The organism is Archangium gephyra (assembly GCF_049060025.1).
Lineage (GTDB): Bacteria > Myxococcota > Myxococcia > Myxococcales > Myxococcaceae > Archangium > Archangium gephyra_A.
This window is the reverse complement of sequence record NZ_JBMEQQ010000002.1, coordinates 4,737,253-4,762,529: the sequence shown is the minus strand read 5'-3', so window position 1 is coordinate 4,762,529 and position 25,277 is coordinate 4,737,253. Positions and strand designations below refer to the sequence as shown.

The following is a 25,277-nucleotide window of genomic DNA, read 5'->3' as shown; positions in this document are numbered from 1 at the left end:
GCGCCGCAAGGCTCCCTGAGCGGGCGCGCCAGGAAGCGGAGTCCCGGCCGGAGGCTCATGTCCGGGGGGCCGCGGTTTCAGGAAGCCGTGGGCTGCGGGGCGCGGCGCGGGCGCTCCACGGCGGCCTTGAGCTGGCCGCAGCCGGCGTCGATGTCGATGCCGCGGCGCTGGCGCACGGTGCTGGGCAGGCCGTACCCGGCGAGGATGTCCTGGAAGGCGCGCACGGCGTCCGGGCCGCTGGGGCGCTGGGCGTAGCCCACCGTGGGGTTGAGGGGGATGACGTTGACGTGCGCGTCCATCCCCTGGAGGAGCTGGCCCAGGGCGTGGGCCTGCTCGGGCGTGTCGTTCTGCCCGGCGATGAGCGCCCACTCATAGAAGATGCGGCGCTTGCGCTTCTCCGAGTAGTAGCGGCAGGCGTCCATCAACTCGGCGAGCGGCCACTTGCGGGCCGCGGGCACCAGTGCGCCGCGCTCCGCCTCGGTGGCGCCGTGCAGGCTGACGGCGAGCTGCACCGGCCGGTCCTCGTCCGCGAGCCGGCGGATGCCGGGCACCACGCCCACGGTGCTCAGGGTGATGAAGCGCGGCGCCAGCGCCAGCCCCGAGCGCTCCACGAGGATGTCCACCGCCTCCATGGTGGCCTCGTAGTTGTGGAGGGGCTCGCCCATGCCCATGAGCACCACGTTGCGCAGCGACTCGTTCGTCTCACGGAGGATGCGGGTGACGTGCAGCACCTGGCCGACGATTTCCCCGGGCGTCAGGTGGCGCACGAAGCCCATCTGCCCGGTGGCGCAGAAGACGCAGCCCATGGCGCAGCCGGCCTGGGTGCTGAGGCACACCGTGGCCCGGTCCTTGAAGCGCATGAGGACCGTTTCCACCGTCTGCCCGTCGCGCATCCGCAGCAGCAGCTTGCGGGTGAAGCCGTCGGAGCTGAAGACCTCGTGGTGGGTGGTGGGCCGCTCCAGGCGGGTGCGCTCGCGCAGGGCCTGGACCAGGTCCGGCCGCAGCCCGGTGAGGGCGTCGAAGGACTCCACCTGCTGGCGGTAGAGGGCCTCCCAGAGCAGGTCCCGGTGATAGGCGCTGTAGCCCCAGCCGGCGAGCAGCTCGCCCAGGGCGGCGCGAGGCAGGTCGTACAGGTTGACCAGGGGGGTGGGGGGCGTGGGCTGCATCGTCACGGAGCGATAACACACCTGGGCGGCCGGCTCATGGGAGGCGGGCGGCCGGGCAGGGCCCGGAGCGTCCCCTCCTTTATAGGGAGCCCCGGGAATCAATCATTTTGACCACCTATGAGGCCCCCCGGTCCCAAGAATCGTGCACGCCTGCCTGGAGCGTAGACAGTCAAGGGGGGATGTAGGAGTGCCCTCCGAGGTTTAGAGTCTCGGGGTGCGAATCGAGGAGCCGTGGGACGTACTGGTTGTTGGGGGAGGGGCCAGCGGTACGCTGGTGGTGGCACAGCTCTTGAGGAATGCCGCGGGTCCCCTCCGGGTGGCCTTATTGGAGCGCACGGAGCGTGTGGGTCCCGGCCTCGCCTATTCCACCGGCAGCGCCAGTCATCTGCTCAATGTCCCCGCGGCGAGGATGAGCGCCTTTCCGGAGGACCCCGAGCACTTCCTGCGGTGGATGCGCCGCCTCGAGCCGGCCACGGCCCCCGGTGACTTCGTCCAGCGGCGGCGTTACGGCCAGTACCTGGAGGCGGTGCTGCACGAGGCGCGGGAGGGCGCGGCCCCGGGGGTGGGGCTGGAGGCTCCTCCAGGGCGAGGTGCTGTCCCTGTCCCAGGCGGGGGAGCGCGCGAGGGTGGTGCTGTCCCGGGGCAGGGTGCTGGAGGCGCGCACGGTGGTGCTGGCGGTGGGCAACGCGCTGCCGGCGGACCTGCCGGTGGCGGATGGGGGCCTGTACGCGAGTCCCCGCTATGTCCGCTCGCCCTGGACCGAGGGGGCGCTGCGTCGCGTCCAGCCCCACCACTCGGTGCTGCTCATCGGCACGGGCCTGACGATGGTGGACACGGTGCTGTCGCTGGCCGAGCGCCACCACGAGGGGCGCATCCACGCCATCTCCCGGCACGGGTTGCTGCCGCAGGTGCATCGTCCCGGCGTGGTGGCGGGCCCGCCCATGGCGCCGGCCGAGCCCCAACGCGTCCGCTCCCTCCTGCGCACGCTGCGCCACCAGGTCCGGAGCGCGGAGGAGGGGGGAGACTGGCGCGCCGTGATGGACTCGATGCGGCCGCTGACGGCCTCGTTGTGGCGCGGCCTGCCGGAGCCCGAGCGGCGCCGCTTCCTGCGCCACCTGCGCGCCTACTGGGACGTGCACCGCCACCGGATGGCGCCCGCGGTGAATGACATCCTCCAGCAGTTGCAGAGCAGCGGCGTGCTGCGCATCCACGCGGCGCGCGTGCGCAACTTCCAGCTCGCGGACGAGGGGTGGGTGCTGGCGCGTGTCCGGCCCCGGGGCTTCTCGCGCGAGGCCACGTTCCGCGTCCAGCACGTCATCAACTGCACCGGGCCGGATGCCTCCATCGGCCGGGGGCACCCGCTGCTGCGCGGGCTGCTGGAGTCCGGGCTCGTCCGCTCGGACGCGCTGGGGCTCGGCCTGGCCACGGACGCGGAGGGCGCGCTGCTCGACGCCGGGGGCCGCGTCTCCCGCCAGCTCTTCACCCTGGGCCCCCTGCGCCGGGGGGACCTGTGGGAGAGCACGGCCATCCCGGAGATTCGCACCCAGGCGCTGTCCCTGTCGCGGCGGCTCCTGGAGCAGCTCGCCTCCCGCTCCGACACACCCGCCACCGTTGCCGCTTCTCAATCCACCTCGTTTCCCTAGGGCACCACCGCTGCCATATGGGCCTTCAAATCCAGAAAGAGACGTTCGAGCCCGAGGAGTATGAGCGCTTCAGCCAGCGTCTGGCGGACAGCCTGGACGCCCTGCGGCAGGTGCTGGCCCGCCCGGGTTTCGGCGTGGGGCCGCGCACCATCGGCGCGGAGCTGGAGATGTTCCTGGTGGACGCCGCGGGCTACCCGCTGCCGGTGAACCGGCAGGTGCTGGGCCAGACGGTGGATCCGCGGGTGACGGTGGAGATCGACCGCTTCAACCTCGAGTGCAACCTGCGGCCGGGGCCGCTGGCGGGGCGGCCCTTCACGGCGATGCGCGAGGAGTTCGAGAGCGCGCTGGCCAAGGTGCGGCGCGCGGCGGCCACGCAGGGGGCGCGCGTGGCGGTGACGGGCATCCTCCCCACGCTGCGCGAGAAGGACCTGGGCATGGGGGCGATGACGGCGATGCCGCGCTACCGGGCGCTGTCGGCGGCCATCCGCCGCGGGCGCAAGGAGGAGCCCCTGCGCGTCGTCATCGGCGGTGAGGACTCGCTCACCCTGGAGTGGGACGACGTGACGCTGGAGGGCGCCAACACCTCCTTGCAGTACCACCTGCGCGTGGACCCGGCGGACTTCGCGCGCATGTACAACGCGGCGCAACTGGCGACGCCGGCGGTGCTCGCGGTGAGCAGCAACTCGCCCTTCCTGCTGGGGCGGCGGCTGTGGGACGAGACGCGCGTGGCGCTCTTCCGCCAGGCGGTGGATGACCGGGGCGAGCCCCAGTCCGAGGCGCCGCGGCACGGGCGCGTCACCTTCGGCCACGGCTGGGTGCGCGAGGGGCCGCTGGAGCTCTTCGCCGAGTCGGTGGCGCTCTACCCTCCGCTGCTGCCGGTGCTGGGGGCGGAGTCTCCGCTGGAGTGTCTGGCGCGCGGCGGCCTGCCCCGGCTGGACGAGCTGCGGCTGCACCAGGGCACCGTGTGGAGCTGGAACCGCGCCATCTACGACCCGAGCGGCGGCGGCCACGTCCGCATCGAGCTGCGCGCGCTGCCGGCGGGCCCCACGGTGGTGGACATGCTGGCCAACGGCGCGCTCCTGCTGGGCCTCACGTTGGGGCTGAGCGAGGAGGTGGACGCGCTGCTGCCGGGCATTCCCTTCCCCTGTGCCCGGGGCAACTTCATTCGCGCGGCGAAGGAGGGCCTGGACGCGATGCTGCTGTGGCCCGAGCGCCATGCGCCCTCGCCGCGGCTGGTGCCCGCCGGAGAATTGGTGGAGCGGCTGCTGCCCGTGGCCCGGGCGGGCCTCGTCGGCGCTGGAGTGGTCGCCGAGGAGGCGGACGCCCTGCTCTCCCTTGTGCGGGCCCGGATTCGCGCTGGGTGTACCGGGGCACGCTGGCAACGGAAGATGTTGGCCCGGTTGGAAGCCCACATGCCCCGGCAGGATGCTCTGGCGGCCCTGCTGGAACGTTACATGCTCCTGGCTGCGTCCGGCAGGCCGGTCCACGAGTGGCCACTGGAGTGAAGTGGAGGAAGTCCCTCTTCGAGACTTGCGGCCTGCCCCCTTCCTTTGCGACGCTCACGCCATCTTCCATGCCCCTCGTTGCGTTGGTCTGCCCTGGTGAGTGAGCCTGTTGCTGCGAAGGTCCTCGTCGTCGAGGACAACCGGACGATGCTGGCCTTGATGCAGTACTACCTGAGCAAGGACTTCACGGTCTTCCTTGCCCGGTCCGCTGAAGAAGCGCTTGAAGTCCTCCAGCGGGAACAACTGCACGCGGTCGTATCGGATCAAAACCTTGGTGACGGGCTGATGGGGGTCGACCTCCTCAAGCGCGTCGCCGAGCTACAACCCCATGCCGCGCGCATTCTGGTGACGGCGTCCCAGAAGCTGGAGGACGCGCAGAAGGCCATCAATGAAGCGCGGGTGAACCACTTCCTCACGAAGCCGTTCACAGAACAGGAGTTGAAGAACACCGTGGGCCAGGCGGTCCACAACGCCGCCCTGCTGTCCATCCGCGACAAGATGGTGCAGGAGCTCAAGGACCAGCTCGGACTGGGCCGCGGCGGCGCTGGCAAGCCGGCGGTGAGCAAGCCGGCCGGGCCGGGCGGGCCGGCCGCGACGCCTCGTCCCAAGATGGCGGAGCCCCAGAAGGCCGATGCCAAGAGCGCCACCTCCCAGTCGCTCATCCCCGAGAGCGAGCGGCTGGCGTTCCGTGACGGGCTGACGGGCCTCTACAACCACCGCTACTTCCAGGAGGCCCTGAGCGCGGGCCTGCTGAGTGCGCGGCGGCGGGAGCAGAAGCTGGCGTTGGTGCTCATCGACATCGATGGCTTCCGCCGCTTCAACCTCTCGCGGGGTTACGCCGAGGGCGACAAGCTGCTGCGCCGGGTGGCGCAGATGGTGACGGACATGATGGAGGATCCCGTCACCCATGCCCGGAGCGACAACTCGTCGGAGATCGCCGCCCGGTACGACTGGGACGTGTTCGGCGTCATCCTCTGCAATGCCGACGTGGAGCGGGCGCGCACCTACGCCGAGAAGCTCCGCAAGGCGGTGGAGGAGCTGGACATCCCGGAGGGCACCGGCAGCGACGTGGGCGAGGTGACGGTGACGGCCGCCGTGGCCGTCTTCCCGGACCAGGCCCGCAACGAGCAGGAGCTCATCTCCGCCGCGGAGAAGGCCCTGCGCTCCTCCAAGGCGAGTGCGCCCAACCGCGTGGTGTTGGCTCCCCGCTAGTTGGTTCCGCCCACGTGTCGGTGGGCGGACGGTGAACGGCAGGACCGGCGGCGTGCCGGTCCCCTCCCTGGGATGGTGGGCCCACCCCCATCCCCGGGAGAGTCGAGCCATGAAGAAGTCCGTCGTGAGTCCGTGGATTGCCAGTCTGTCGCTCGCGGCCGTGCTGAGCGGGTGTCCTCAACAGCCCGAGCCACCAGTGGAGGACCCGGTCCGGACACCGGTGGCCCGCCATTCCTACGTGTCCTTCGCGGCACTCGGGACGCCCACGCCGCTGCAGGTGGCGGGGCGGCTGAGCGTCCCCACCAGCGCGCAGGGCAGGGTGCCCGCGGTGGTGATTGCCCACGGTTCGGGCGGAGTGGACACCCGGGGCAGCTTCCACGCGCAGGCGCTGCACGAGGCGGGCATCGCCACGCTGGAGATCGACATGTGGGCCGCCCGGGGTCTGTCCGGAGGCGCGGAGGGGCGGCCGAGGGCCGTGGCCGAGACGCTGCCCGATGCCTGGGGGGCGCTGAAGTACCTGTCCGCGCACCCATCCATCGATGCTTCGCGCATCGGCATCACGGGGTTCTCGTGGGGCGGGTTGATGGCCATGCTGAGCGCCACCCGGAAGTACGCCGTGGGCGCCGAGCCGGGACAGCGCTTCGTGGCGCACGCGCCCTTCTATCCGGTGTGCTGGGCCTACAACCGCGTCCCCAGCTACGAGTTCGGTGAGCTCACCGGCTCCCCCATCTTCATCCAGGCGGGCGATGCCGATCAGTATGACGATCCGGACTCGTGCCAGCGGCTGGTGGACAGCCTGTCGCCGGCGGATCGCGCCAACGTGTCGCTGACCGTCTACCCGGGGGCCACGCACGGGTGGGATCGGCTGGAGCCGGCCATCCGGATCACGGATCCGTACTCGCACACGGGCCGGGGAGGGGAGGTGGACATCGCCCCCTCGCCGGAGACGGCGGAGACGTCGCGGCGGGCCATGGTGGACTTCTTCCGGAGGAACTTCGGCCTGACGCCTTGAGCCTCAGCGCAGGTGCCCGTTCACCACGATGACCTGGGTGTCGGCGATGTGATCATGCAGGCACCGGCGCCCGGCGGTGAAGATGAGGAGCGCGTTGACGAGGCCGAAGAGACCCAGGGTGGGCAGGAGGAGGACGGCCGGCACCATGTTGCGCAGGAGGAGGTGCCGGCCGAGGTCGATGGGGCTTCCATCGGAGCGCACCACCTGGATGCCCAGCAGGCGCTTGCCCAGGCTCTGCCCCGTCGTGACGAGCAGGTGGAGCTGCCAGGCCATCATTCCCAGGGTTCCCAACATCCCCACGGGCATGAGGAGGAGGATGAGGGGGGCGGACTTGTCCTCTGCGAGGCCCCTGCTCAGCAGGCCCCAGATGAGGAACGAGCCGAGCAGGGGAAGGGCCGAGGCCAGACGATCCACGAGCATGGCGGCGAGACGGGAGCCGCGAGATGCCAGATGCAGCTCCGGAGTGCAGCGCACGCAGTAGTCGCGGCGCGTGTCGGCCTGCTGCTGGCACGAGCCGCAGGCATAGCTGCCGCACCGGGCGCAGATGATGACGGCCGGGCGCTCGGGGTGCGCGGCGCAGAGCGCGCTCGGGGTGGGGATGAAGGGCTCGTTGGCGTTCAAGGTCTCACGCTCCGGATTCGTCCTCGGTGCCGCGGCGCAGGCCGAGCATCCGGCGCAGCTCGCGGGCGGACTGGCGGCTGACCTCCACGGTGTGACCGCGGGCGGTGCGGGCGAGGTACCCGCCCGTCTCCAGTGGCTCCAGACGGGTGACGTGGGCGAGGTTGACGAGGGCGCGGCGGTGCACGCGGTAGAAGCCCTCGGTGGGCAGCCGGTCCACGAGCTCCTGGAGGGAGAAGTCGGTGAGGTAGTCGCCCTGGGCGGTGAAGACGGTGACGAGCTCGTCCTCGAGGGTGGCGTGGGAGATGGTGCCGGGGTCCACCAGGACGATGCCCTGGCGGGTGGGGATGGGGAGGCGGGCCAGGGGCCGCGCGAGCTGCTCGATGGCGGTGCCCTTGGCGGGCTCCGGGGCCTTGGAGGCGAGCCGGACGCGCACGCGCTCCAGGGCCTTCTGGAGACGCGAGGCCTCGACGGGCTTGAGGACGTAGTCCACGGCCCCGTGCTCGAAGGCCTCCACGGCATGGTCGGCGTGGGCGGTGACGAGGATGACGTGGGGGCCGCCCGCGGGCAGCAGGGCGAGCGCGTCCATGCCGCTGAGCCCGGGCATGTGGATGTCGAGCAGCACCACGTCCACGCCGCCAGCGCGGACGGCGTCGAGCACGGCCTCGCCATCGGAGGCCTCGCCACACACGTTGATGTCGGGGAAGGCCGTCAGCAGGCGCGAGAGACGCTTGCGAGCGACGAGCTCGTCATCGGCGATGAGGACGGACAGGGGAGGGCTCACGGGGCCCGAGTCTAATCCCTTCAGGCAGGTCCGCGAAGGTGTGCTCCCCCGGACAAGCGCTGACAACCGTGGCCATTTCCCCTCGCCCTCCGGGAGAGGGACGGGGTGAGGGTATCGGGTGAACCCGGGTTGAACCCCTGTCCCCACTTCGGGCCACGGGTTGAAGAACGGGCCCGGATACCCTCACCCCCGCCCTCTCCCGAGGGGAGAGGGAGCAAGGAGGCGGGAACTCAGGCCGCCGCCACGGCCTTCTTCGCTGCCACGGTGGGCACAGGCACCCCCACCTCCTTCTTTCCGGGCACCTGGGTCTGCTCCAGGTGCTCGAGGATGTGGCCGAAGACATCCCGGGCGGCGTTCTTGCCGAAGATGCAATCGATGTGGCCGTACTCCGGGATGAGGACGCGGGAGTAGAGCGCCGAGCCGTTGACTGTGCTCAGGGCCTGCACGGTCTTCTCCGTGCTCTCCGGCAGGAAGCACTGGTTGCGGGTGCCGTGGATGAAGCGGATGGGGATGGCCATGCGATCCAGGTGGGGCAGGTAGACGTTGTCACCGTTGGCGTCCACCACGCGGCCCTGGTTCACCATGAGCGCCAGACCCTCGAACGCCGTGATGGTGGCCGCGCCGAACAGCTCGTGCATGTACTGGTGGGTCATCGCGTTGAGCTGCTCGTGCCGGTAGAGCAGCGAGTACATGAAGCTGACGCGGTGGCACACCGCGCTGTCGCAGTGCTCGTCCTTGCCCACGGGGTAGGCGGCGAGGAGCTTGTCGTAGACGCGCTCCAGGGCGCCCTCGCCCTGGATGGCGTTGGTGGAGAGCGACTTGACGCCCATCAGGTTCAGGAGCTGGGGCAGGTGCAGCCCCGACTTGATCGACACCATCGGGGGGGTCACCACGTGGGTGGAGATCTGCGAGCAGACGGCGGAGCGCACGCCCTGGAGGCCCGCGAGCATGGCCATGGTGAAGGTGGTGGAGCCGTAGCAGTGCGCCACCACCTGGATGTCCTGAGCGCCGGTCAGCTCGCGCACGCGGGCCACGGCCGCCGGCCAGTCCTGGGTGGCCACGTCATCGGCGGTGTACTGCGCCTCCGACGCGGGCAGCAGGGTGCTGGAGCGGTAGTCCAGCAGCCACACGTCGTACCCGTGGGCGCAGAGGTACTCGAGCAGGTTGGTGTCGATGGTGTCCGTGGAGAAGATGCGGCTGGACACGCCCAGGCCGTGCGCGAGCATCACGGGCCCCTTGCTCCCGGCCTGGTAGCGCGACAGCAGCAGGTCCACGCCGTCCGAGGTCTTGAAGCCGAAGAGCTGGGGCGCGGGGGCACGCAGCGGACGGCGCTTGCGCGGCGGGGCATTCGGGTCGATGAAGTCCAGCTCCCCGAGGAGCCCTCCGTAGTAGTCGTACAGGATGCCGGTGAAGTACTGGCCGAACTCCAGCGACAGCTTGATGCGCTCCTCGGCGTTCTTCGCGTTGAAGACGTCCATGGTGGTGAGCTGGCGCATGAAGTCCTCGGGGGCGATCTTCAGCACGCCCCGGCCCACCACCGGGCCCGACTCATCCTGGCCCTCGTAGAGGGTGATGAAGAGCGTGGTGGTGTCGTGCCACATGTCCGCGATGGGCCGCTCGGTGATGACCTTGAAGCCCTTGAAGAAGAAGGTGCGGCCATCATCCGCGGTCAACCGCATCTGGTACTTCATCAGCCGGGTGTCGGCGGCGGTGGGGTCCTGGACGAACAGGTTGAACACGCCCTGGGTGGCGGTGAGCGGCTTGCCGGAGAGCGCTGGCGCCTTCACCGTGCCCACCATCCGCGCGGCGTGGTCCGGCTCCTTCATCATCTTCTCGACGTCCTCCGCGATGATGGTGAGGGTGAACTCGAAGGGCGAGCCCAGGAGCTCGCCGCGCGTGGCCGCCGCCACATAGTTCTCGTCCTGGGCGGGGGAGAAGAAGCCCTTCATCTTCTCGGTGAAGCGGATGCCCGCCTTGCGCTGCTGGGGATCCACGGGAATGGGACCCTTCTTCGCGTAGTCGATCGTCCAGCCGTGCTGCGCGGCGATCCGCATGCTGCAACGCTCGGACAGCGCGGAGATGGTGAGCAGCGGGTTGACGCCCAGCGAGGTGGGGACGACGGCGCCGTCACACACGTACAGCCCCTCGTGCGTCTGCTCCCCGGTGGCGGAGGCGAAGACCTTGTTCTCGTGGTTGACCACACCCTGCTCGGCGCTGTCGGCCATGTTGCAGCCGCCCAGCGGGTGCACGGTGATGAGGCTCTTGCCGAGCAGCTCGCTCCAGATGGGATCCCGCGTGTAGATGCCGCTGAGCGCCTGGGTGGTCTGGACCAGCCGCTTGTCCACCTTCTCGAAGATGGGCCGCGAGCCCACCCCCGGCCAGTCGACGCGCAGCCGGTCCTCCTCCAGCTTCAGGGCGCCGCTGCTGCCCTGGCCCTCGTGCCCCATCACCAGATAGGTCTGCGTGTGCTTGACCGCGCCGTGGTAGGCGCCGTGAACCGCGCTGTCGAGCTTGCGCAGCTCCTGCTCCACCGCCTGGCCCGGGGCGGTGTTGGTCCCCGTGAGCCTCGGCGGCCGCGCTCAACATCGCGGGAATGACCGGAGCCAGCGCACCGGGGATGGCGCCTTCCTCGATGATGATGTCGTCCTCGAGCTTCTCCTGGTTGCGGATGTCGATGATGCCGGTGATGGTGGGACCCACGGGCCCCACCTCGCTCGGGGGCCGGATGCCGAACCCGATGCCGTGGATGGCCGTCTGGTTGTTGTAGGCGAAGCCCAGCACGTCACCGTTTCCGCTGAAGCCCTGGCCCAGCCGGTCCGACACCGGCAACCCCTTCTCCTTGGAGCGCAGGAGGATTTCGGTGGAACCCAGCGCGCCCGCCGCCAGCACCACGAGGTCCGCGGACACGGTCAGCAGCGGGGCGTCGAACTTCTCCCGGCCGGTGTCCAGCACCTGGAAGTGGACGAGCCATTTGCCGTGGGCGCTCCGCTCGAGGTAGCGGACGCTGGTCTCGCAGAAGATCTCCGCGCCGTGCCGCCGGGCATCCGGCAGGTAGTTCATCAGCACCGTGTTCTTCGCACCGACGTTGCAGCCGGAGCAGCAGTCGCCGCAGTTGTTGCAGGCCTTCTGGAACACGCCCGCGGCGTTCACCCCGTCCTCGAAGGTGACGTTGATGGCGGTGCGGTAGAACTTCTGCCCCATGGCCTCGGCGGCCTTTTGCATCGCCTCCAGCTTCTTCAGCTTGGGGTAGGAGTCCGGGTAGGGCCGGGGCCGCAGCATGTCCTCGGCGAGCGTGTACCCGGCGTTGAGCGCCTCCAGCTTCTCGTCGCGGAGCGCCTGGGGCCAGCGGGGATCCTCGAAGACGCGGGGCTCGGCGCGAATGGAGACGTTGGCGTTGATGAGCGATGTGCCGCCCAGGCCGCAGCCCACCAGCACGTTCATGTCCGGGTTGCAGTGGAGATCGAACAGGCCCGTGCGCGAGCCCACATGGCCGGCGGGCAGATCCATCTGCATTTCCTCGAGGGCCTCCGGCGTGGTGTCCGGAAACTCGCCGGGCTGGCGCTCACGGCCGCGCTCCAGCACGCAGACACTCTGGCCAGCGCGAGACAGGCGGGACGCCGTGATGGCGCCGCCGTAGCCCGAGCCGATGACGACGACGGTGTAGTGGGGCCGGATGTCCTCGATCGGCGAGGCGAGGCGATTCGTGTTCATGAAAGGAATCCTGGAGGAGTCGAAGAGGTGGAGCCGGAGGGGGCTCAGGCGGCGGGGAGCGTGCGCCGCTCCGGAGCTCGCATGGGGATGCTCTTGGGCACCGTGAGCCGCTGGGGAGCCACCTGGTAGATGTCGCTGAAGAAGACGATTCTCGGCCTTGGCGGCATGGACCCCCCCTGTGTCACCGGGCTGCGCTGGACCCGCGGAATGAATCGGCATGGTACTGCAGGTGCGGTCGATGACGTAGGACGGGCCACCCACGGCTCTTGTGAATCCCGTTACATGCCGCCACGGGTCCGTAGGAGGATGTCCACCACGCCCTCCAGGACGGGCTCCAGCGCGCTCCGCCGCACGCGTGCCGAGACCAGGAAGCGAAGCTGGATCGACTGGGGGGCAGGCAGGCGTCGAGAGCCATTCAGGGACACGGGGCAGGGCAGGCCACGGCTGTGCTCGCGAAAGTGCTGCTCGGCCCCGGTGTCCGCGAGGGAGGGATCCACGTCCTCGATGATGATTCCGTGGATTTCCTCGGACGGCTCGGAGAGATGAACGAGCGGGATGCGCTGCTCCGTGGCGAGGCGCGCGAAGAAGCCGTCCAGCGCGGGGCGTGCGCGCTCGAGCCACCGGGCATAGGGCGCGGACTCCTCCTGGAAGTGGCGGCCGATCTCGGTCCCGTCACCGCCAGGAGGCAGTGCGTAGGACACCCTGACGCCGCTGCCGACGAAGAGGGCGTAGTACTCGCTGTCGAGCTGTGCTCCTGCCTCTCCGCTCATGGGCTTGTCTCCCGGGGGACGGTGAAGACGCCGAGCATGCTTCAGGTGGGGCGGGGGAGTGCAAGAGTATCGAGGTTGCATTCCAGGGAGGGAGCCGGATGAGGAAAGCAGCCGAGGTGGTGAAGGAGATCAGCGAGGCACTCCGGGAGGTGGACGAGCAACTCCGCCACCACCCCTACCCCGAGGCGTTGGAGCGGGGCGAGGTGACGGTGGAGGCGCTGCGGGCCTTTCCCGGAACGCAGTACCACGTCGCCACGAGTGATCTCCGCGCGATGGCGATGATGGTGCAGCGGTTCGGCCATACGTCCGCGCGCGGCTTTCTCAACGGCATCCTGCAGGGGGAGTTCGCCGCATTGGAGAGCCTGCGGGTGCTGGCCGGCCGGTTGGGGATGACGCGGGAAGAGCTGGAGCGGTACGAAGTCACGCCCGAGGGCTTCGCCTACGCCACGAACATGACCTGGATGGCGGCCAACGTGTCGGTGGCGGAGTTCGCGGTGGGCATCCTGGTCAACTTCCCCGCGTGGGGGCTCACGTGCGGCCGGATGAGCCGGGCGCTGCGCGCGCGCTACGGCTTCACGGAGCAAGAAACCCTGTTCCTGGATGGCTTCGCCAACCTGCCGCCACTCGAAGGCGCCGTCCTCCCGCTCATCCAGGAAGGGCTGGACCAGGGCGTGGAACCACGGCTGCTCCATCGGGCAGCGCGCTTCTTCCAGGCCTACGAGAAGATGTTCTGGGACGCGATGATGGTGGCGGCCCGGGCCCGATGAAGGGAGCACCTGGAATGACCGGACATCTCCTCTCGAGGTGGCGATTCAGGGCGGGGTTTCTCTGCGCGCTATTGCTGGGAGTGGGTGGGCTGAGCGGGTGCGGCACAGGGCGCAATTCCGTCATCGGTCGAATCACTCCGGAGCATTTCGAGTTCACGACGGTCGTCGAGGAGGAACCAGGAGAGCCGAGTGGATGGCGCGCGGTCTGCATCCACGCCCGCATCACTCAGGGCGACTCCAGGGCGACGACCGCGTGCAAGTTCGAGGTGGGCCTGCCTCTGTGCAACCGCCAGCAAGGACGGATCTCGTTGGAGGACGCCCAGGACGCAGCCGCGGAGATGGCGAACCGTGCCGCCTACCGGGTACTGTCCGAAGCCCATCCGGGAACCATGCTCGCCACGCTGTGCGGGGACTTCAAGGAACTCTATGGAGTGCTGCTCGATGAGAAGTTCAAGGGAGCGAAAGTAGGCGAGTGCAAGACCCGTGGCGTGAAGGTCGTCCACTTCGACGCGCCCTACCATTGTGATTGATGGGATGAAGACGACACACGAGACCTACAAGGCCCTCGCGGCGCCTCTCCTCATTGATGCCGTCGGCCCCGGTGGCATGAAGCGCCCCATTCATGCCTTCCCCAAGGTGCTCGGGGACAAGATTCTGGTCGTCAGCGGGTTGGAGGCATTCAGGCTGCATCTGCCGCACTTCCTCGGGCAGCGTCGTGGTGAAGACCTGGCGGATCCTGATTTTGGCAGCTCGCTTCATGCGCTGCTAGACACGGAGGATGAGCCGCATGCGTCCGAGCTCGTTCGACGTGTGGCGCACGACGAGATTCCTCGGAGATTCGGCAAGTATCTCGACGCACTCCATGCTTTCAACGTCACTGTGCACCGGCAAACCCGAACCATGGTCGTCGCCATGGAACTGAAGCCGCACGGAGCAGAGAGGGTGTCATGGAGCTTCGAGCTTCACTTCCCACCAGGAGAGAAGCAGGAGCGCCGTTCCTCCCATCCGCTCCCAGGTTTGCAAGCGATGAACGATCCCAGGGCCGAGGAGTTGATCCGCCTCGCCCGTCGTTTCTACCCGGCGGGCTTTCCGTCCTGGGAAGACGACCACGATGAGCCCGTGCTGGCCTATCAAAGGACGCCTGAGCATCAACGATGGGAAGCGGCGTGGGAAACCGCCCTGCGATGGAAGCAGTGGGCGCCCCTCATGGAGGCTCTCCGAGCCGCCCTTCCCGATATCAAGATGGGCAGCCTGACGCCTGCGTACCATACGGCCTGCAGGTTCTGCTGTTTGTACTTGGAGCAGTCCCTTCCGGATGGGAGCCAACTCGTCACCCGCGTAGCAGGTGCAATCAGCGTCCTCGCGCCTCTGTACCTCGTCTACACCACGACGCAACTCCGCCGGTCTGACGCGACCTCTACCCAGCCGCAACTCTCCTTCGGGGTCGATCCAAGCCGCGGAACCAGACCCTACGAGGACAAGATGGCTCACCACATCGAGCAGGTGTTTGGTTACCAGCCGTTCCCTCTCGACATGGCCGATGTGCCATTACCTGACCTCCGTGTCGGCGAAGTCCACGGGCACCCTACGCTCCTCAGCGCTCTCCTTGCGGATCGGAACGGTTTGGTGAACCTGCCTTGAGCACAATGAAGTGCGAGGGTGCTGCTTCATGCAACCAACCGCAGTGACATGACGCTCTCCCAGGGCACAAGGGCTGTCTGGGTGGAGTGGACTTGTGCTCCTGTTGCTTCTACGGAAAGTCGCCAGCGCGTAGGTATCAACCGGCCGGACCTGCAGTTCGACTATAACGGCCGCCGCTATCAGGTGGAGTACGACACGCCCACGTCGGGCCGTGGCACTGGCCACCAGTTGCGCATCAAGTCCAACGACCCGGACGCAGAAACCATCCTCCTCATTGTGCCCTGACAGGCGAGGTTCACCCTATGGCCGAAAACATGAAGGGACTGTTCCTGGATGACCGCTGGGCGCCGGTCACTTCGGAACTGGGATTCCTGGAGACCGATGCGGAGCATGCCGCTCGCGCCTTTGCGGCATGGCAGGCAGGACTGCTGGTGTCCCGTGGCATTGCCGTGGAGGCGCGCTCGGTTTCAGGCACGCTGGAGCAGACCCTCTCCTCTCTGCTTCCCCTGACCACTCCGGAGGTACGGCGGCACCTCTTCATCCCGACGCGCAGCCCGTGGACGGCGTACGTCGAGAATGCGCGGGGAGGAACCGATGCCACGAGCGCCATGCGCTACATGGCCCGGACGCTGGGCTGCCGGTGCTTGCGTGTGGTCGCCGTGCCCCACACCTACCGCAATCGCAAAGGTCGGTATGGTGCCGTGATGCTCTCGGTGTACGGCCCTCATGATACGGAGTGGCTCAACCACGTGCGGTCCCTGGGGGCATCCAATGACGGAGGCCACTGGGTGTTCGATCAGTTCGGCGAGCCCTTCTCCTTCGAGAAGGTGGAGCAGTACCAGGCCCGCCGGGTGAGGGATCGCTTCACCTTCGAGATGCTCAAGGAGTACCTGCATCATCTCGGGCTGTCGCCCTTCGATGAGAACTTCTACCTACCAGAGAGCGCACCCGCCTGGCTGGTGGAGAAGACAGGCCTGGTCGTCTCCCGTCATGAGGAATTCACCCTGGAGCAGGCCCGGGCGGAAGTTCTCTGAGCGCGGTCTTGGAGGTTATCGGCTCCTGGCCCCGCGTGAGGAGCGTGGAGATGGCACCTCCACCACGGAGTCCCCGGCGATGGCGAAGAGGCGCTCGCCTGCTCGGGGGCGGATGTCCATGCCCCCGGTGAAGGCGCTGAAGGCGGGCAGCACGCCCACTCCCGCTCCGAGGTGGAAGCACGGCAGGCGCAGCCGGTCCGCCCCACTATTGAGGCGCACGGTAGGGTGAATGTGGCCCGCCCAGACGTAGTGCCCCCTCGCTGGTTCCGGATGGTGTGAGAAGCGGAAGGGGCCTTCATCGAGATGTGGTTCGAGCAACTCCATGCGCCACGCTGCGGGCAGTGTGTCCAGGTGCCGGTCGTGGTTGCCGCGCACCAGCACCATCTCCACATCATGGCCCGTGCGCCAGTCGGCCACGCGTTGCACCACCTCGGGTGTGAGACCCCGGCGCGAGTGGACGAGGTCCCCCACCAACAGCAGCCTGCGTGCCTCGGTGGCGCGCAGGGCGGCCGAGAGCCTCGCGAGGTCGTCCTCCAGCACCTCGGGAGGCAGGGGAATGCCGTGCTGGTGGAAGCTCTCCGGCTTGCCCCAGTGCAGGTCCGCCACCGCGAGCACTCCGCCCCCGGGCCAGTACAGGGCGCGCTCGGGGCGCAGCTCCACGTCGGTGCCGCCTAGGCGGACAGGGAGTCCTCTCGCAGCCATTTCTCCTTCATCCGCTCCACCCGCTCCTGCAGCGACTCGTTGGACAGGGTGGCGCCCATACGCTCGACGACGAGCGGAAAGCCCAGCGGCGTGGGCCGTGGGACGTGAATGCACTCCACCGGCGAGCGTTCCAGGCGCTCCAGCGTGCTCACCAGCCGCACCTGCTCGAAGTGTTGCTCCAGCACCTCGCGCCGCGCCTGGGCCAGCAACAGGTGGTCCGGCTCGTAGCGGGCGAAGACGTCATAGAGGAGGCCCGCGCTGGCCTGCACCTGGCGGGTGGACTTGCGCGCTCCGGGCAGCCCCGGCAGCACCAGCCCGGCCACGCGCGCCACGTCGCGGAACTGCCGCCGCGCCAGCTCGCCGAGGTTGACGCTCTCCAGGATGTCCTCCACCAGCCGCTCGCGGGTGAAGAGCGCGGGCCGCAGCGCCTCCTCGAAAGGGAAGGGCGAGGGCGTGAGCAGCTCCAGGCCGTAGTCGTTCACCGCGAGGCTGAAGGTGGCCTTCTGCAGCCGCGTGAGGCGCAGGGCCAGCAGCGCGGCGAGGCCCTCGTGCACCAACCGGCCCTCGAAAGGGTAGAGGAAGAGGTGGTGGCCCTCGCGGGTCTGGCACAGCTCGGCGAGGCAGCCGTCGCGCGAGGGCAGCCGGGACAGGCGGGCCTGGGCCTCCAGCACGGGGCGGGCCGCTTCGAGCCTCGGCGCTGTCGTAGTGCCCCTGGCGGACGGCGTGGAAGGCCCGGCGCATGGCCGCGGCGAGCGAGCCGGAGAGGGGCAGCCGTCCGCCGCTCCAGCGGGGCGTGGCCGAGGCGCGCTCCTTCGCGGCCCGCACGTAGGCGGTGAGGTCCTTCATGAGGCGGAACTCGAGCCGCTTGCCGGCGAAGAGGAAGGTGTCGCCCGGGCGCAGGCGGCTCACGAAGGACTCCTCCACGGTGCCGAGCCGGGCACCCTTCAAGTAGCGCAGCTCCACGGAGGCGTTGGAGGCGATGGTGCCCACGTTGAGGCGGTGGAGCCGGGCCACACGCGTATCCGCCACCACGTACCGGTCCTCCAGCCGCTGGACGCGGCGGAACTGCGGGTAGGCGCGCAGGGTGGGGCCGCCCTCCGTCACCAGCACGAGGGTACGGTCGAAGTCCTCCTCGGAGAAGCTCCTGGTAGGCCAGCGTGTCACGCACCTCGGCGAGCAGGGTGTCGCGCGTGAAGCCGCCGCCGAGCGCGCAGGTGACGAGGTGCTGGGCGAGCACATCCAACGGCTGGCGGAGGGGCGCGCGGGGCTCCACCTCGCACTGGGCGAGCGCCTCGCGGGCGGCGCTCATCTCCACGAGCTCGAGGGCGTGGGTGGGGACGAAGAGGAGGTGCGCGGTGGCGCCGGGGCGGTGGGCGCTGCGGCCGGCGCGCTGGAGGGTGCGGGCGATGCCCTTGGGGCTGCCCACCTGTACCACGCGCTCCACGGGGCCGAAGTCCACCCCCAGGTCCAGCGAGGAGGTGGCGACGACGAGGCGCACGCTGCCGTCCTTGAGCCCCTGCTCCACGCGCTCGCGCGCCTCACGGTCGATGGAGCCGTGGTGGAGGGCGAGCACGTCCTCCCACTCGGGGTGGAGGAAGCGGAGGCCCTCGTACCAGCGCTCGGCCTGGGAGCGGGTGTTGGTGAAGAGGAGGGTGGAGCGGGCGGGGTCGAGCCAGTCCGCGACCTTGCGCAGCATGGAGAAGCCGAGGTGTCCGGCCCAGGGGAAGGCATCGACGGAGTCGGGCAGGAGCGTCTCGACGCGGACGGGGCGGGCGAGCCCGGCGCGGATGAAGGCGGGCGTGGCGTGGGGGCCCACGGCGGCGCGGGCGGCCTCGTCGAGGTTGGCGAGGGTGGCCGAGAGGGCCCAGGTACGCAGGGCGGGCGCGAAGCGGCGCAACCGGGCCAGGGCGAGCTCCACCTGGGTGCCGCGCTTGGAGCCGAGCAGCTCGTGCCACTCGTCGACGATGACGCAGCGCAGGGAGGCGAAGAGCTCGTGCGCGCGCTCGTTGCACAAGAGGAGGGAGAGGGACTCGGGGGTGGTGATGAGGACTTCGGGGAGGCGCTCGCGCTGGCGGCGGCGGACGGAGGCGGAGGTGTCGCCGGTGCGGCTCTCCACAGTGATGTCGGTGTCGAGCGCGACGAGGGGCGCGTTCAGCGCGAGCTCGATGTCCCGGGAGACGGCGCGCAGGGGGGTGACGTAGAGGATCTGCAGCCCCTTCTGGCGATGACGCGCGACCTCGGCGAGGGGCCCGATATAGGCGGCATAGGTCTTCCCGGCGCCGGTGGGGACATGGATGAGGCCACTCCGCCCCTGGGCGTACGCCTCCCAGGCCTCGAGCTGAAAGGGAAACGGCTCCCACCCCTGTTCCCTGAACCAGGAGAGGAGTTCCTCTCCCTCGCCCTCCGGGAGAGGGGACGGGGGTGAGGGTGCCACGTGTACTCGGGTTGAACCCTCTCCCTCCGGGAGAGGGACGGGGTGAGGGTCTACGCGGCGGCCCGTGCTGCTGCTCCGTGAGCGCCTACGCGGGGGCATGGATCAGCTCCTTGAGGCGGTCGAGCGTGTCCGCGTCACGAGGGGTCTTGTCCGAGCGCCAGCGGGCGATGCGAGGGAAGCGCAAGGCGATGCCGGACTTGTGGCGGGGAGAGGCGGCGATGCCTTCGAAGTGGAGCTCGAAGACCTGGAGGGGCTCGACGGAGCGGACGGGGCCGAACTTCTCGCGCGTATGCGCGCGGATCCACCGGTCGAGCCGGGCGATCTCCTCATCGGTGAGGCCCGAATACGCCTTGGCGATGGGGAGCAGCTCCTCGCCATTCCACACGGCGAACGTGTAGTCCGTGTAGAGCGAGGCGCGCCGCCCGTGGCCGGGATGCGCGTAGAGCAGGATGGCATCGACGGTGAAGGGATCGATCTTCCACTTCCACCAGTCCCCGCGCTTGCGGCCGTGCTGGTAGGGGGACTCGAGGCGCTTGATCATGAAGCCCTCGACGTTGCGCGAGCGGGACTCGTGCCGGACCTCGGCGAGGGCTTCCCACGTGGGGGCCGTGATGACCGGCGACACGGGAAACAGGGGCCTGTCGCGCAGCAGGGCCTCGAGCCGTGCGCGGCGCTCGCGGAGCGGAAGCGCGCGGAGGTCCTGTCCCTCCTGCTCGAGCAGGTCGTACGCCATGAAGGCGGCGGGAGCCTCGGAGAGCACCTTGGCGGTGAGCTTCTGGCGTCCGATGCGGCGCTGGAGGCGGCTGAAGGGGAGGGGCTGCCCCTCGGCGTAGGCGAGCACCTCGCCATCGAGCACGGTGCCATCGGGGAGGCTGGCGGCGGCCTCGGCGATCTCCGGGAAGCGCTCGGTGATGAGCTCCTCGCCGCGGCTCCACAGGTAGACGCCGCCCTGGCGGCGGATGAGCTGGCCGCGGATGCCATCCCACTTCCACTCGACGAGCCAGGCGTCGCGCTCGCCGAGCTGGGCCGGGGGCTGCTCCAGGGGGCTGGCGAGATAGAAGGGATAGGGGCGCGAGCGGTCGCCATCGGAGACATCCGGGGCGATGAGCTGCTCGAAGAAGGCGCGAGAGGGCGCCCAGGTGCCCATGAGGCGGTGGGACACGGCGGCCGGAGGCAGCCCGGCGTGCTGGGCCAGGGCGCGGACCACGAGCGTGTCGGAGACACCGACGCGCAGCTCACCGGTGAGCATCTTGTTGAAGAGGAACAGCTCGCGGCGGGGGAGCACGTGCCACCAGCCGGTGACGCGCTCGCGCTGCTCGGGGAGGGCGAGCCCGGCGAGGGGCAGCAGCCGCTCCTCCAACCAGCGCGACAGGGGCAGTTCCTCGGTGGCGGTGGGGCGCTCCGTCTGGTCGAGCAGGAGGGCGATGACCTCGGCGAGGTCGCCCACGACGGCGTACGTCTCGTCGAAGAGCCACTCGGGGGTGTCAGTCAGCTCGCGGACCCACTGGCGCAGGGCCTTCGAGGGGATGAGGCGCTTGAGGCGGCGGCCGGTGAGGAAGAACAGGCCCCACGCAGCGTCCTCGGGAGGCGTGTCACGGAAGTAGCCCACCAGTGCCTCGACCTTGGCGTTGGTGGAGGTGGTGGCATCGAGCGCGTCGTAGAGGTCCGCGAGCCTTCGCACGGGTCAGTCCTCCGTCTCGCCTTCGAACGGAGTGGAGAGCGGTGCCGCGTCGATGCCCAGGTTCTCGCGCAGGTACCGCGCGAGCGTGTCGCTGGAGCCATGGGTGACGAGGATGCGCGAGGCGCCCGTCTCCTTCGCGGTGCGCAGCAGTCCCGGCCAGTCCGCGTGGTCGGAGAGGACGAAGCCCCGGTCATAGCCCCGGCGGCGCCGGTTGCCGCGCACCCGCATCCACCCCGAGGCGAAGCCCGTCTCGTGCTCGCCGAAGCGGCGCATCCACGTGGAGCCGGCGGCGCTGGGCGGAGCCAGCACGAGCGCTCCGGCATAGGAGGTCCCCTTCTCCACCTCGGACACGGGCCGGGTGGGGAGCATCCGCACGCCGGCCTCGCGGTAGACCTCCACCAGCGCGTGCGTGGCGCCGTGCACCAGCACCTCGCGGTCCGTGAGCCGGGCCAGCTCGGCCAGCAGCCGCTGCGCCTTGCCCAGTGCGTAGCAGAAGAGCACCGAGGCCCGGCCCGCCTCGCGGTTGCCGTCCCACCAGCGCAGCACCTCCTCCGCGACGAGCCGCGTGTCGTCCCAGCGGTAGATGGGCAGTGCGAAGGTGGCCTCGGTGATGAAGGTGTCACAGCGCACGGGCTCGAAGGGCAGGCACGTCGGGTCCGGGTCACGCTTGTAGTCGCCGGACACCACCCACACCTCGCCCCGGTGCTCGATGCGGATTTGCGCACTGCCCAGCACGTGGCCCGCCGGGTGGAAGCTGACCGTCACCTCGCCGAGGGGCAGCCGCTCGCCGTAGCCCAGCGTGGAGATGTTCGCCTCCGCTCCCAGGCGCTTGCGCAGCAGGCCCACGGAGGGACTCGCGCCGAGGTAGCGCTGGCTTCCCCAGCGGGCATGGTCCCCGTGCGCGTGGGTGATGAGGGCGCGGGCCACGGGCCGCCAGGGGTCGATGTGGAAGTTCCCCGGCGGGCAGAAGAGCCCATCGGGGGTCACTGTCACGAGGGGCGGCCTGTCGAGCACGGGAGAGACATTCATCCGGCTTCTGGGATAACGCTCACCGGGCAGTGCGGCCACGGGGCGGGCTGGAATGCCGAGGCCTCCTCACCTGTCTGCTCTCCGGGCGGAAGAGAGTCCCGTATAAGCAGGTTGGATCCACGAGCGGTGCGAGGTGACGGTGACGGTATTGCGAGCAGGTATCGAGCGGAGCGTCTCCGGGGAAGGCTGGCGGCATGCGGCTCAATGAGGGCTACGCCTACCGTGAACAGCTCGGCGCCCGGGCGCGAGGGCAGAGCACGCTCTCCTATCTGATCGCCTCGTACCAGCACTCCCCGGAGGCGGTGTGGCGGGAGCGGCTCGCCCGGGGCGAGGTCCTGCTGGAGAACCTCCCCGCCACGGGCGAGGAGCACCTCAAGCCCGGCCAGTGGCTCGTCTGGAACCGGCCTCCCTGGGAGGAGCAGGAGGCACCGCGCGATTATTCGCTCCTGTACGAGGACGAGGCCATCCTCGGAGTCCTCAAGCCGGGCGGACTGCCGATGATGCCGGGCGGGGGCTTTCTCGCCAACACCTTGCTGGGCGTCGTCCGCGAGCGCTTCCCGGAGGCGAGTCCCCTGCACCGGCTGGGACGTGGCACCTCGGGGGTCGTGCTCTTCGCGCGCACCCACGACGCGGCGTCGAAGCTGTCACGGGCCTGGCGTGAGCATGAGGTGGACAAGCGCTACCGGGCGCTCTCGAGCGGCGTGGCCACCGAGGACCGCTACGACATCACGGCGCCCATTGGCATGGTGGCGCACCCTCGCCTGGGCATGACCCATGGCGCGACGCCGGACGGCAAGGCGTCCCGGAGCGTGGCGCGCGTGCTCGAGCGGCGCACGGCGAGCACCCTCTTCGAGGTCGACATCATGACGGGGCGGCCCCAGCAGATCCGCATCCACCTGGCCGCCATCGGTCATCCGCTCGAAGGCGACACCCTCTACGCCGCGGGGGGCGTGCCGCATGCCGGGCAGCCGGGCCTGCCCGGAGATATCGGCTACCTGCTCCACGCGGAGCGCCTGGGCTTCGTGCATCCGCTCTCGGGCGAGCGTTTGGAGTTGCGCGCCCCCGTGCCGCGCGAGCTTCAACAGGAAGGCGAAGGCTCGCTCCCCGGATGACTCACTCGTCCTTGGGCTCATCCCGTTTGGGCACCCCCCGTCCGCCGTGCTTGTCGTACTCGTCGGACAGGCCCCGCTCCAGGCTCGTATCGTTCCAGGGGACGCCGACCTCGGAGCGCTGGCCTCCGTTCTGTTCGGTCACGTCATTCAAGTGCTCGGCCCGGCCCTCGGCGGGGACCCGCTCGCCATGCTCCTCGGGGTCCTTCTGCTTGTTGGGGTCCACGGGGATGCCCATGGGTCGTTTGAGCCATTCCTTCTTGTCCATGGCGTCGCTCCGGCTGTGAGTGTCCGCGCCATGCGCTCCAGGGACGGACACGTGTCGTCCCCACATCGTGTGCATCCCGAGACATCGCGTAGGGCTTCCCGCCTTGCGCTCCGTGGATTGGCTGGAGGACAGGCATGGAGGCGAGCCATGATGTTGCGTGTTGATGGGCCGGAAACGGCCAGGGGGGACGAGATGCCACTTGTGGACCGGCTGCGGAACGAGACCCGTGCGCACCATGCTTCCGTGGAGGCCTTGCCCTGCTTCCAGGCCCTCTCGGCCCGGGCCTTGCCGCCCGAGAGCCATCGGGCCCTGCATCAGGCGCTCGCCCTCCTTCATCAGGCACTGACGCGGGCGCTCGCCGCCACGTCCCATCCCCTCCTGGCGGCGCTCGGGGCCAAGGCTCCGCCCGTGCATCCGCTTCTCGAGCCCGGTCTCGTCTCCGGTACGCCTCCGGACAAGCTGGAGAGCCAGGCCCTCATCAGCGCCATCGCGCTCGGGGAACGGATGCGTTCCGCGGCCCACCGCGAGCCCCTGTCGCTGCTCGGCTACCACTACGCCCTGCGCCTGGCCCTCCTCCCTCTTCCCGGCACGTCACCCTGGCGCGAGCTCGCGCAGCGGCTCGAAGGCGGGGCCCTGACGGCCGAGGAGGAAGAGGGGCTGCTCCGTGCGGTGGGTGAGAGCTTCACCCAGGTGCGGTGTCTGCTCGACGCGCTCCATCCTTCTCGCGAGCACCCGCCGGCCTGGTGGCTCAACCGGCGGGCCGGAGGACACCCCATCACCACGGACCTCGACGAGTTGCGAGCCGCCGTGCGCGCCGCCGAGGCCTCCTGGGCGGAGTTCCCCTACTACGCCTGGCGTTATGGCGAGCACGGCCGCCAGTTCTCCTGGAGCGACAGCGCGTGGTTGGTGACGCTCGGCGGACAGGCCGAGGCACAGGTGTGGAAACACATCTCGTGGCTGGGCGCGCTGCTGGCCGGCCGTGGCATGCCGCGCCTCATGCTCGAGCGGCACCTGCGGGTGCTCGCCCAGGAGCTCCTCCAGGCGAAGCCCACGCGCCGGCAGGCCTACGACGTGTTGGCGCGGATGGCGGAGCGCATGGCCGGGGAGCGGCGTCAGGTGCTCGACGACGAGGAGCTGCGCATGTTCGGCGAGGACTTCGACGTGCGCGTGGGGCCGGAGTGGAGCCAGCGGCTGCCGGGGGTGGGGGAGTTGCTGGCGGCCGCCGTGGCGGACGAGTGCTGGGGCCTGACCCAGGCGGTTCCGAGCCTCTCCTCGTGGATGGGCGAGCCCTCGCGTTTTTCCGCTCCATGGGTTCGCGCGGTCGATCAGACCCTCCGGCGGGCCCGCTCGCTCTGCCGGGTCCGGATGCCCTCCGGCGTGGCCGGGCGGGAGTGAACCGGCGGCTCAACGGGGCAGCGGCTCGTCCTTCCAGAGCGCGAAGCCACCCAGCAGCCCGGCGACGTTCTCGGTGATCCGCACGTTCTCGGGGAACGGGAGGTCGAGCAGCCGGGCGTTGCCGCCTCCCAGGTAGATCTTCCGTGGGTTGAAGACGGGTTGGATCTGCTCCAGCACCCGCTGCACGTGCTTGTTCCACTTCTTGCGGCCCACGCGCTTCAGCGCGGCGTTGCCCACGTACTCCTCATACGTCTTCCCACGGCGGAACGGGTGGTGGGCGAGCTCCAGGTTGGGCACGTACTTGCCATCGACGTAGAGCGCGCAGCCCATGCCGGTGCCCAGGGTGAGGACCATCTCCACGCCGCGTCCCTCGATGACGCCGAATCCCTGCACTCCGGCGTCGTTGAGCACGCGAACCGGGCGGCGCGTGAGCTTGGACAGTTCCTCGGCGAGGGGGAAGCCCGCCCATCCCTTGTGGAGGTTGGGGGCCGTCTGAGTCACGCCCTCCACCACCACGCCCGGGAAGCCCACGGAGACGCGGTCGAACGAGCCGAGGGGTTTGATCAGCTTCGTCAGCGCGCCCATCACCGCCTTGGGGGTGGCGGGCTTGGGCGTGGCCACCCGCTGGCGCTCGGTGAGCGCCGTGCCATCCGGTCCGAGCACGAGGGCCTTGAGTCCGCTTCCTCCGATATCGATGGCCAGCGTCCTGGGACCGGGGGCGTGGGTCTCCCGTGCGGTTTTCTTGCGCGGCGACGGTTCAGGGGCCTCGTCGGGGGACATCGGTTCCTCCATCGGT

General features: G+C 69.7%; 24 protein-coding genes and 3 pseudogenes. 12 read left to right on the top strand and 15 right to left on the bottom strand.

The genetic code is table 11. The annotated features are described in order from the left end of the window. Positions 1 to 77 precede the first annotated feature (77 nt). Positions 78 to 1,166, bottom strand: a complete 1,089-nt coding sequence (gene rlmN / locus ACN28I_RS20720; RefSeq protein WP_420948681.1) for a 23S rRNA (adenine(2503)-C(2))-methyltransferase RlmN — start codon at positions 1,164 to 1,166, stop codon at positions 78 to 80. Between the two features lie 214 nt (positions 1,167 to 1,380). Between rlmN and ACN28I_RS20715 the strand changes: the two are divergent. The 5 genes and pseudogenes from ACN28I_RS20715 to ACN28I_RS20695 all read left to right on the top strand — a co-directional run. After that, positions 1,381 to 1,680 (top strand): annotated as a pseudogene (locus ACN28I_RS20715) (FAD/NAD(P)-binding protein); the annotation flags it as partial. A 76-nt stretch (positions 1,681 to 1,756) separates the two neighbouring features. Then, a complete protein-coding gene (locus tag ACN28I_RS20710; protein ID WP_420943696.1) occupies positions 1,757 to 2,809 on the top strand; it encodes an FAD/NAD(P)-binding protein in 1,053 nt (350 codons plus the stop codon). A gap of 17 nt (positions 2,810 to 2,826) precedes the next feature. Continuing rightward, a complete protein-coding gene (locus ACN28I_RS20705; RefSeq protein ID WP_420943695.1) occupies positions 2,827 to 4,314 on the top strand; it encodes a glutamate--cysteine ligase in 1,488 nt (495 codons plus the stop codon). 96 nt (positions 4,315 to 4,410) lie between these two features. After that, positions 4,411 to 5,526: a diguanylate cyclase domain-containing protein gene (locus ACN28I_RS20700; RefSeq protein ID WP_420943694.1), complete on the top strand. Its 1,116-nt coding sequence runs from the start codon at positions 4,411 to 4,413 to the stop codon at positions 5,524 to 5,526. A gap of 109 nt (positions 5,527 to 5,635) precedes the next feature. Then, positions 5,636 to 6,538, top strand: a complete 903-nt coding sequence (locus ACN28I_RS20695) for a dienelactone hydrolase family protein (protein WP_420943693.1) — start codon at positions 5,636 to 5,638, stop codon at positions 6,536 to 6,538. Between the two features lie 3 nt (positions 6,539 to 6,541). On the opposite strand, the gene ACN28I_RS20690 is transcribed toward ACN28I_RS20695, so the two are convergent. The 6 genes from ACN28I_RS20690 to ACN28I_RS20665 all read right to left on the bottom strand — a co-directional run bounded on the left by ACN28I_RS20690 (position 6,542) and on the right by ACN28I_RS20665 (position 12,421). Next, positions 6,542 to 7,159 carry an RDD family protein gene (locus ACN28I_RS20690; RefSeq protein ID WP_420943692.1) on the bottom strand — a complete coding sequence of 206 codons (618 nt, stop codon included), beginning with the start codon at positions 7,157 to 7,159 and terminating at the stop codon, positions 6,542 to 6,544. A gap of 4 nt (positions 7,160 to 7,163) precedes the next feature. Further along, complete coding sequence (locus ACN28I_RS20685; protein ID WP_420943691.1) at positions 7,164 to 7,940, bottom strand: LytR/AlgR family response regulator transcription factor; 777 nt, start codon at positions 7,938 to 7,940, stop codon at positions 7,164 to 7,166. Positions 7,941 to 8,170: 230 nt separating this feature from the next. Further along, positions 8,171 to 10,165: an alpha/beta fold hydrolase gene (locus ACN28I_RS20680; RefSeq protein WP_420948680.1), complete on the bottom strand. Its 1,995-nt coding sequence runs from the start codon at positions 10,163 to 10,165 to the stop codon at positions 8,171 to 8,173. After that, entirely contained in the window at positions 10,068 to 11,651 is a 1,584-nt protein-coding gene (locus ACN28I_RS20675) for a GMC family oxidoreductase N-terminal domain-containing protein (protein WP_420943690.1), read from the bottom strand. Before ACN28I_RS20675 ends, ACN28I_RS20680 begins: the two co-directional genes overlap by 98 nt. A gap of 44 nt (positions 11,652 to 11,695) precedes the next feature. Further along, complete coding sequence (locus tag ACN28I_RS20670) at positions 11,696 to 11,818, bottom strand: hypothetical protein (protein ID WP_420943689.1); 123 nt, start codon at positions 11,816 to 11,818, stop codon at positions 11,696 to 11,698. A 111-nt stretch (positions 11,819 to 11,929) separates the two neighbouring features. Next, the gene (locus ACN28I_RS20665) at positions 11,930 to 12,421 is read right to left on the bottom strand and encodes a hypothetical protein (protein ID WP_420943688.1); all 492 of its coding nucleotides are present in this window, start codon (positions 12,419 to 12,421) and stop codon (positions 11,930 to 11,932) included. 98 nt (positions 12,422 to 12,519) lie between these two features. Between ACN28I_RS20665 and ACN28I_RS20660 the strand changes: the two genes are divergently transcribed. From ACN28I_RS20660 to ACN28I_RS20640, 5 genes are all read left to right on the top strand, one after another. Then, positions 12,520 to 13,188, top strand: coding sequence for a hypothetical protein (locus ACN28I_RS20660; protein ID WP_420943687.1), 669 nt, complete (start codon positions 12,520 to 12,522; stop codon positions 13,186 to 13,188). 14 nt (positions 13,189 to 13,202) lie between these two features. Continuing rightward, complete coding sequence (locus ACN28I_RS20655; RefSeq protein ID WP_420943686.1) at positions 13,203 to 13,718, top strand: hypothetical protein; 516 nt, start codon at positions 13,203 to 13,205, stop codon at positions 13,716 to 13,718. A gap of 4 nt (positions 13,719 to 13,722) precedes the next feature. Then, positions 13,723 to 14,829 carry a hypothetical protein gene (locus ACN28I_RS20650; RefSeq protein WP_420943685.1) on the top strand — a complete coding sequence of 369 codons (1,107 nt, stop codon included), beginning with the start codon at positions 13,723 to 13,725 and terminating at the stop codon, positions 14,827 to 14,829. A gap of 18 nt (positions 14,830 to 14,847) precedes the next feature. Further along, complete coding sequence (locus ACN28I_RS20645) at positions 14,848 to 15,114, top strand: hypothetical protein (protein ID WP_420943684.1); 267 nt, start codon at positions 14,848 to 14,850, stop codon at positions 15,112 to 15,114. A 146-nt stretch (positions 15,115 to 15,260) separates the two neighbouring features. Further along, positions 15,261 to 15,863: a hypothetical protein gene (locus tag ACN28I_RS20640; protein WP_420943683.1), complete on the top strand. Its 603-nt coding sequence runs from the start codon at positions 15,261 to 15,263 to the stop codon at positions 15,861 to 15,863. A 15-nt stretch (positions 15,864 to 15,878) separates the two neighbouring features. On the opposite strand, the gene pdeM is transcribed toward ACN28I_RS20640, so the two are convergent. The 6 genes and pseudogenes from pdeM to ACN28I_RS20610 all read right to left on the bottom strand — a co-directional run bounded on the left by pdeM (position 15,879) and on the right by ACN28I_RS20610 (position 21,709). Continuing rightward, positions 15,879 to 16,565 (bottom strand): ligase-associated DNA damage response endonuclease PdeM, encoded by a 687-nt coding sequence (gene pdeM, locus ACN28I_RS20635; protein WP_420943682.1) that lies wholly within the window; start codon positions 16,563 to 16,565, stop codon positions 15,879 to 15,881. Beyond that, positions 16,535 to 17,236 (bottom strand): hypothetical protein, encoded by a 702-nt coding sequence (locus ACN28I_RS20630; protein WP_420943681.1) that lies wholly within the window; start codon positions 17,234 to 17,236, stop codon positions 16,535 to 16,537. The genes pdeM and ACN28I_RS20630 overlap by 31 nt, the downstream gene beginning before the upstream one ends. A 187-nt stretch (positions 17,237 to 17,423) precedes the next feature. Continuing rightward, positions 17,424 to 17,804 (bottom strand): annotated as a pseudogene (locus ACN28I_RS20625) (hypothetical protein); the annotation flags it as partial. Further along, positions 17,782 to 19,098 (bottom strand): annotated as a pseudogene (locus ACN28I_RS20620) (DEAD/DEAH box helicase); the annotation flags it as partial. The pseudogenes ACN28I_RS20625 and ACN28I_RS20620, both read right to left, overlap by 23 nt. Further along, positions 19,085 to 20,680 (bottom strand): ATP-dependent DNA ligase, encoded by a 1,596-nt coding sequence (locus ACN28I_RS20615; RefSeq protein ID WP_420943680.1) that lies wholly within the window; start codon positions 20,678 to 20,680, stop codon positions 19,085 to 19,087. The pseudogene ACN28I_RS20620 and the gene ACN28I_RS20615, both read right to left, overlap by 14 nt. Positions 20,681 to 20,683: 3 nt before the next feature. Then, positions 20,684 to 21,709: a ligase-associated DNA damage response exonuclease gene (locus tag ACN28I_RS20610; RefSeq protein ID WP_420943679.1), complete on the bottom strand. Its 1,026-nt coding sequence runs from the start codon at positions 21,707 to 21,709 to the stop codon at positions 20,684 to 20,686. 194 nt (positions 21,710 to 21,903) lie between these two features. Between ACN28I_RS20610 and ACN28I_RS20605 the strand changes: the two genes are divergently transcribed. After that, positions 21,904 to 22,821, top strand: a complete 918-nt coding sequence (locus ACN28I_RS20605; protein WP_420943678.1) for an RluA family pseudouridine synthase — start codon at positions 21,904 to 21,906, stop codon at positions 22,819 to 22,821. Position 22,822: 1 nt separating this feature from the next. Here ACN28I_RS20605 and ACN28I_RS20600 read toward each other — a convergent pair whose 3' ends face one another. Then, positions 22,823 to 23,086: a hypothetical protein gene (locus ACN28I_RS20600; protein ID WP_420943677.1), complete on the bottom strand. Its 264-nt coding sequence runs from the start codon at positions 23,084 to 23,086 to the stop codon at positions 22,823 to 22,825. Between the two features lie 192 nt (positions 23,087 to 23,278). Between ACN28I_RS20600 and ACN28I_RS20595 the strand changes: the two genes are divergently transcribed. Then, the gene (locus ACN28I_RS20595) at positions 23,279 to 24,481 is read left to right on the top strand and encodes a hypothetical protein (protein ID WP_420943676.1); all 1,203 of its coding nucleotides are present in this window, start codon (positions 23,279 to 23,281) and stop codon (positions 24,479 to 24,481) included. Between the two features lie 9 nt (positions 24,482 to 24,490). Here the strand turns inward: ACN28I_RS20595 and ACN28I_RS20590 are convergent, their stop codons facing one another. Continuing rightward, positions 24,491 to 25,261, bottom strand: a complete 771-nt coding sequence (locus tag ACN28I_RS20590) for an ROK family protein (RefSeq protein WP_420943675.1) — start codon at positions 25,259 to 25,261, stop codon at positions 24,491 to 24,493. Positions 25,262 to 25,277: the final 16 nt, after the last annotated feature.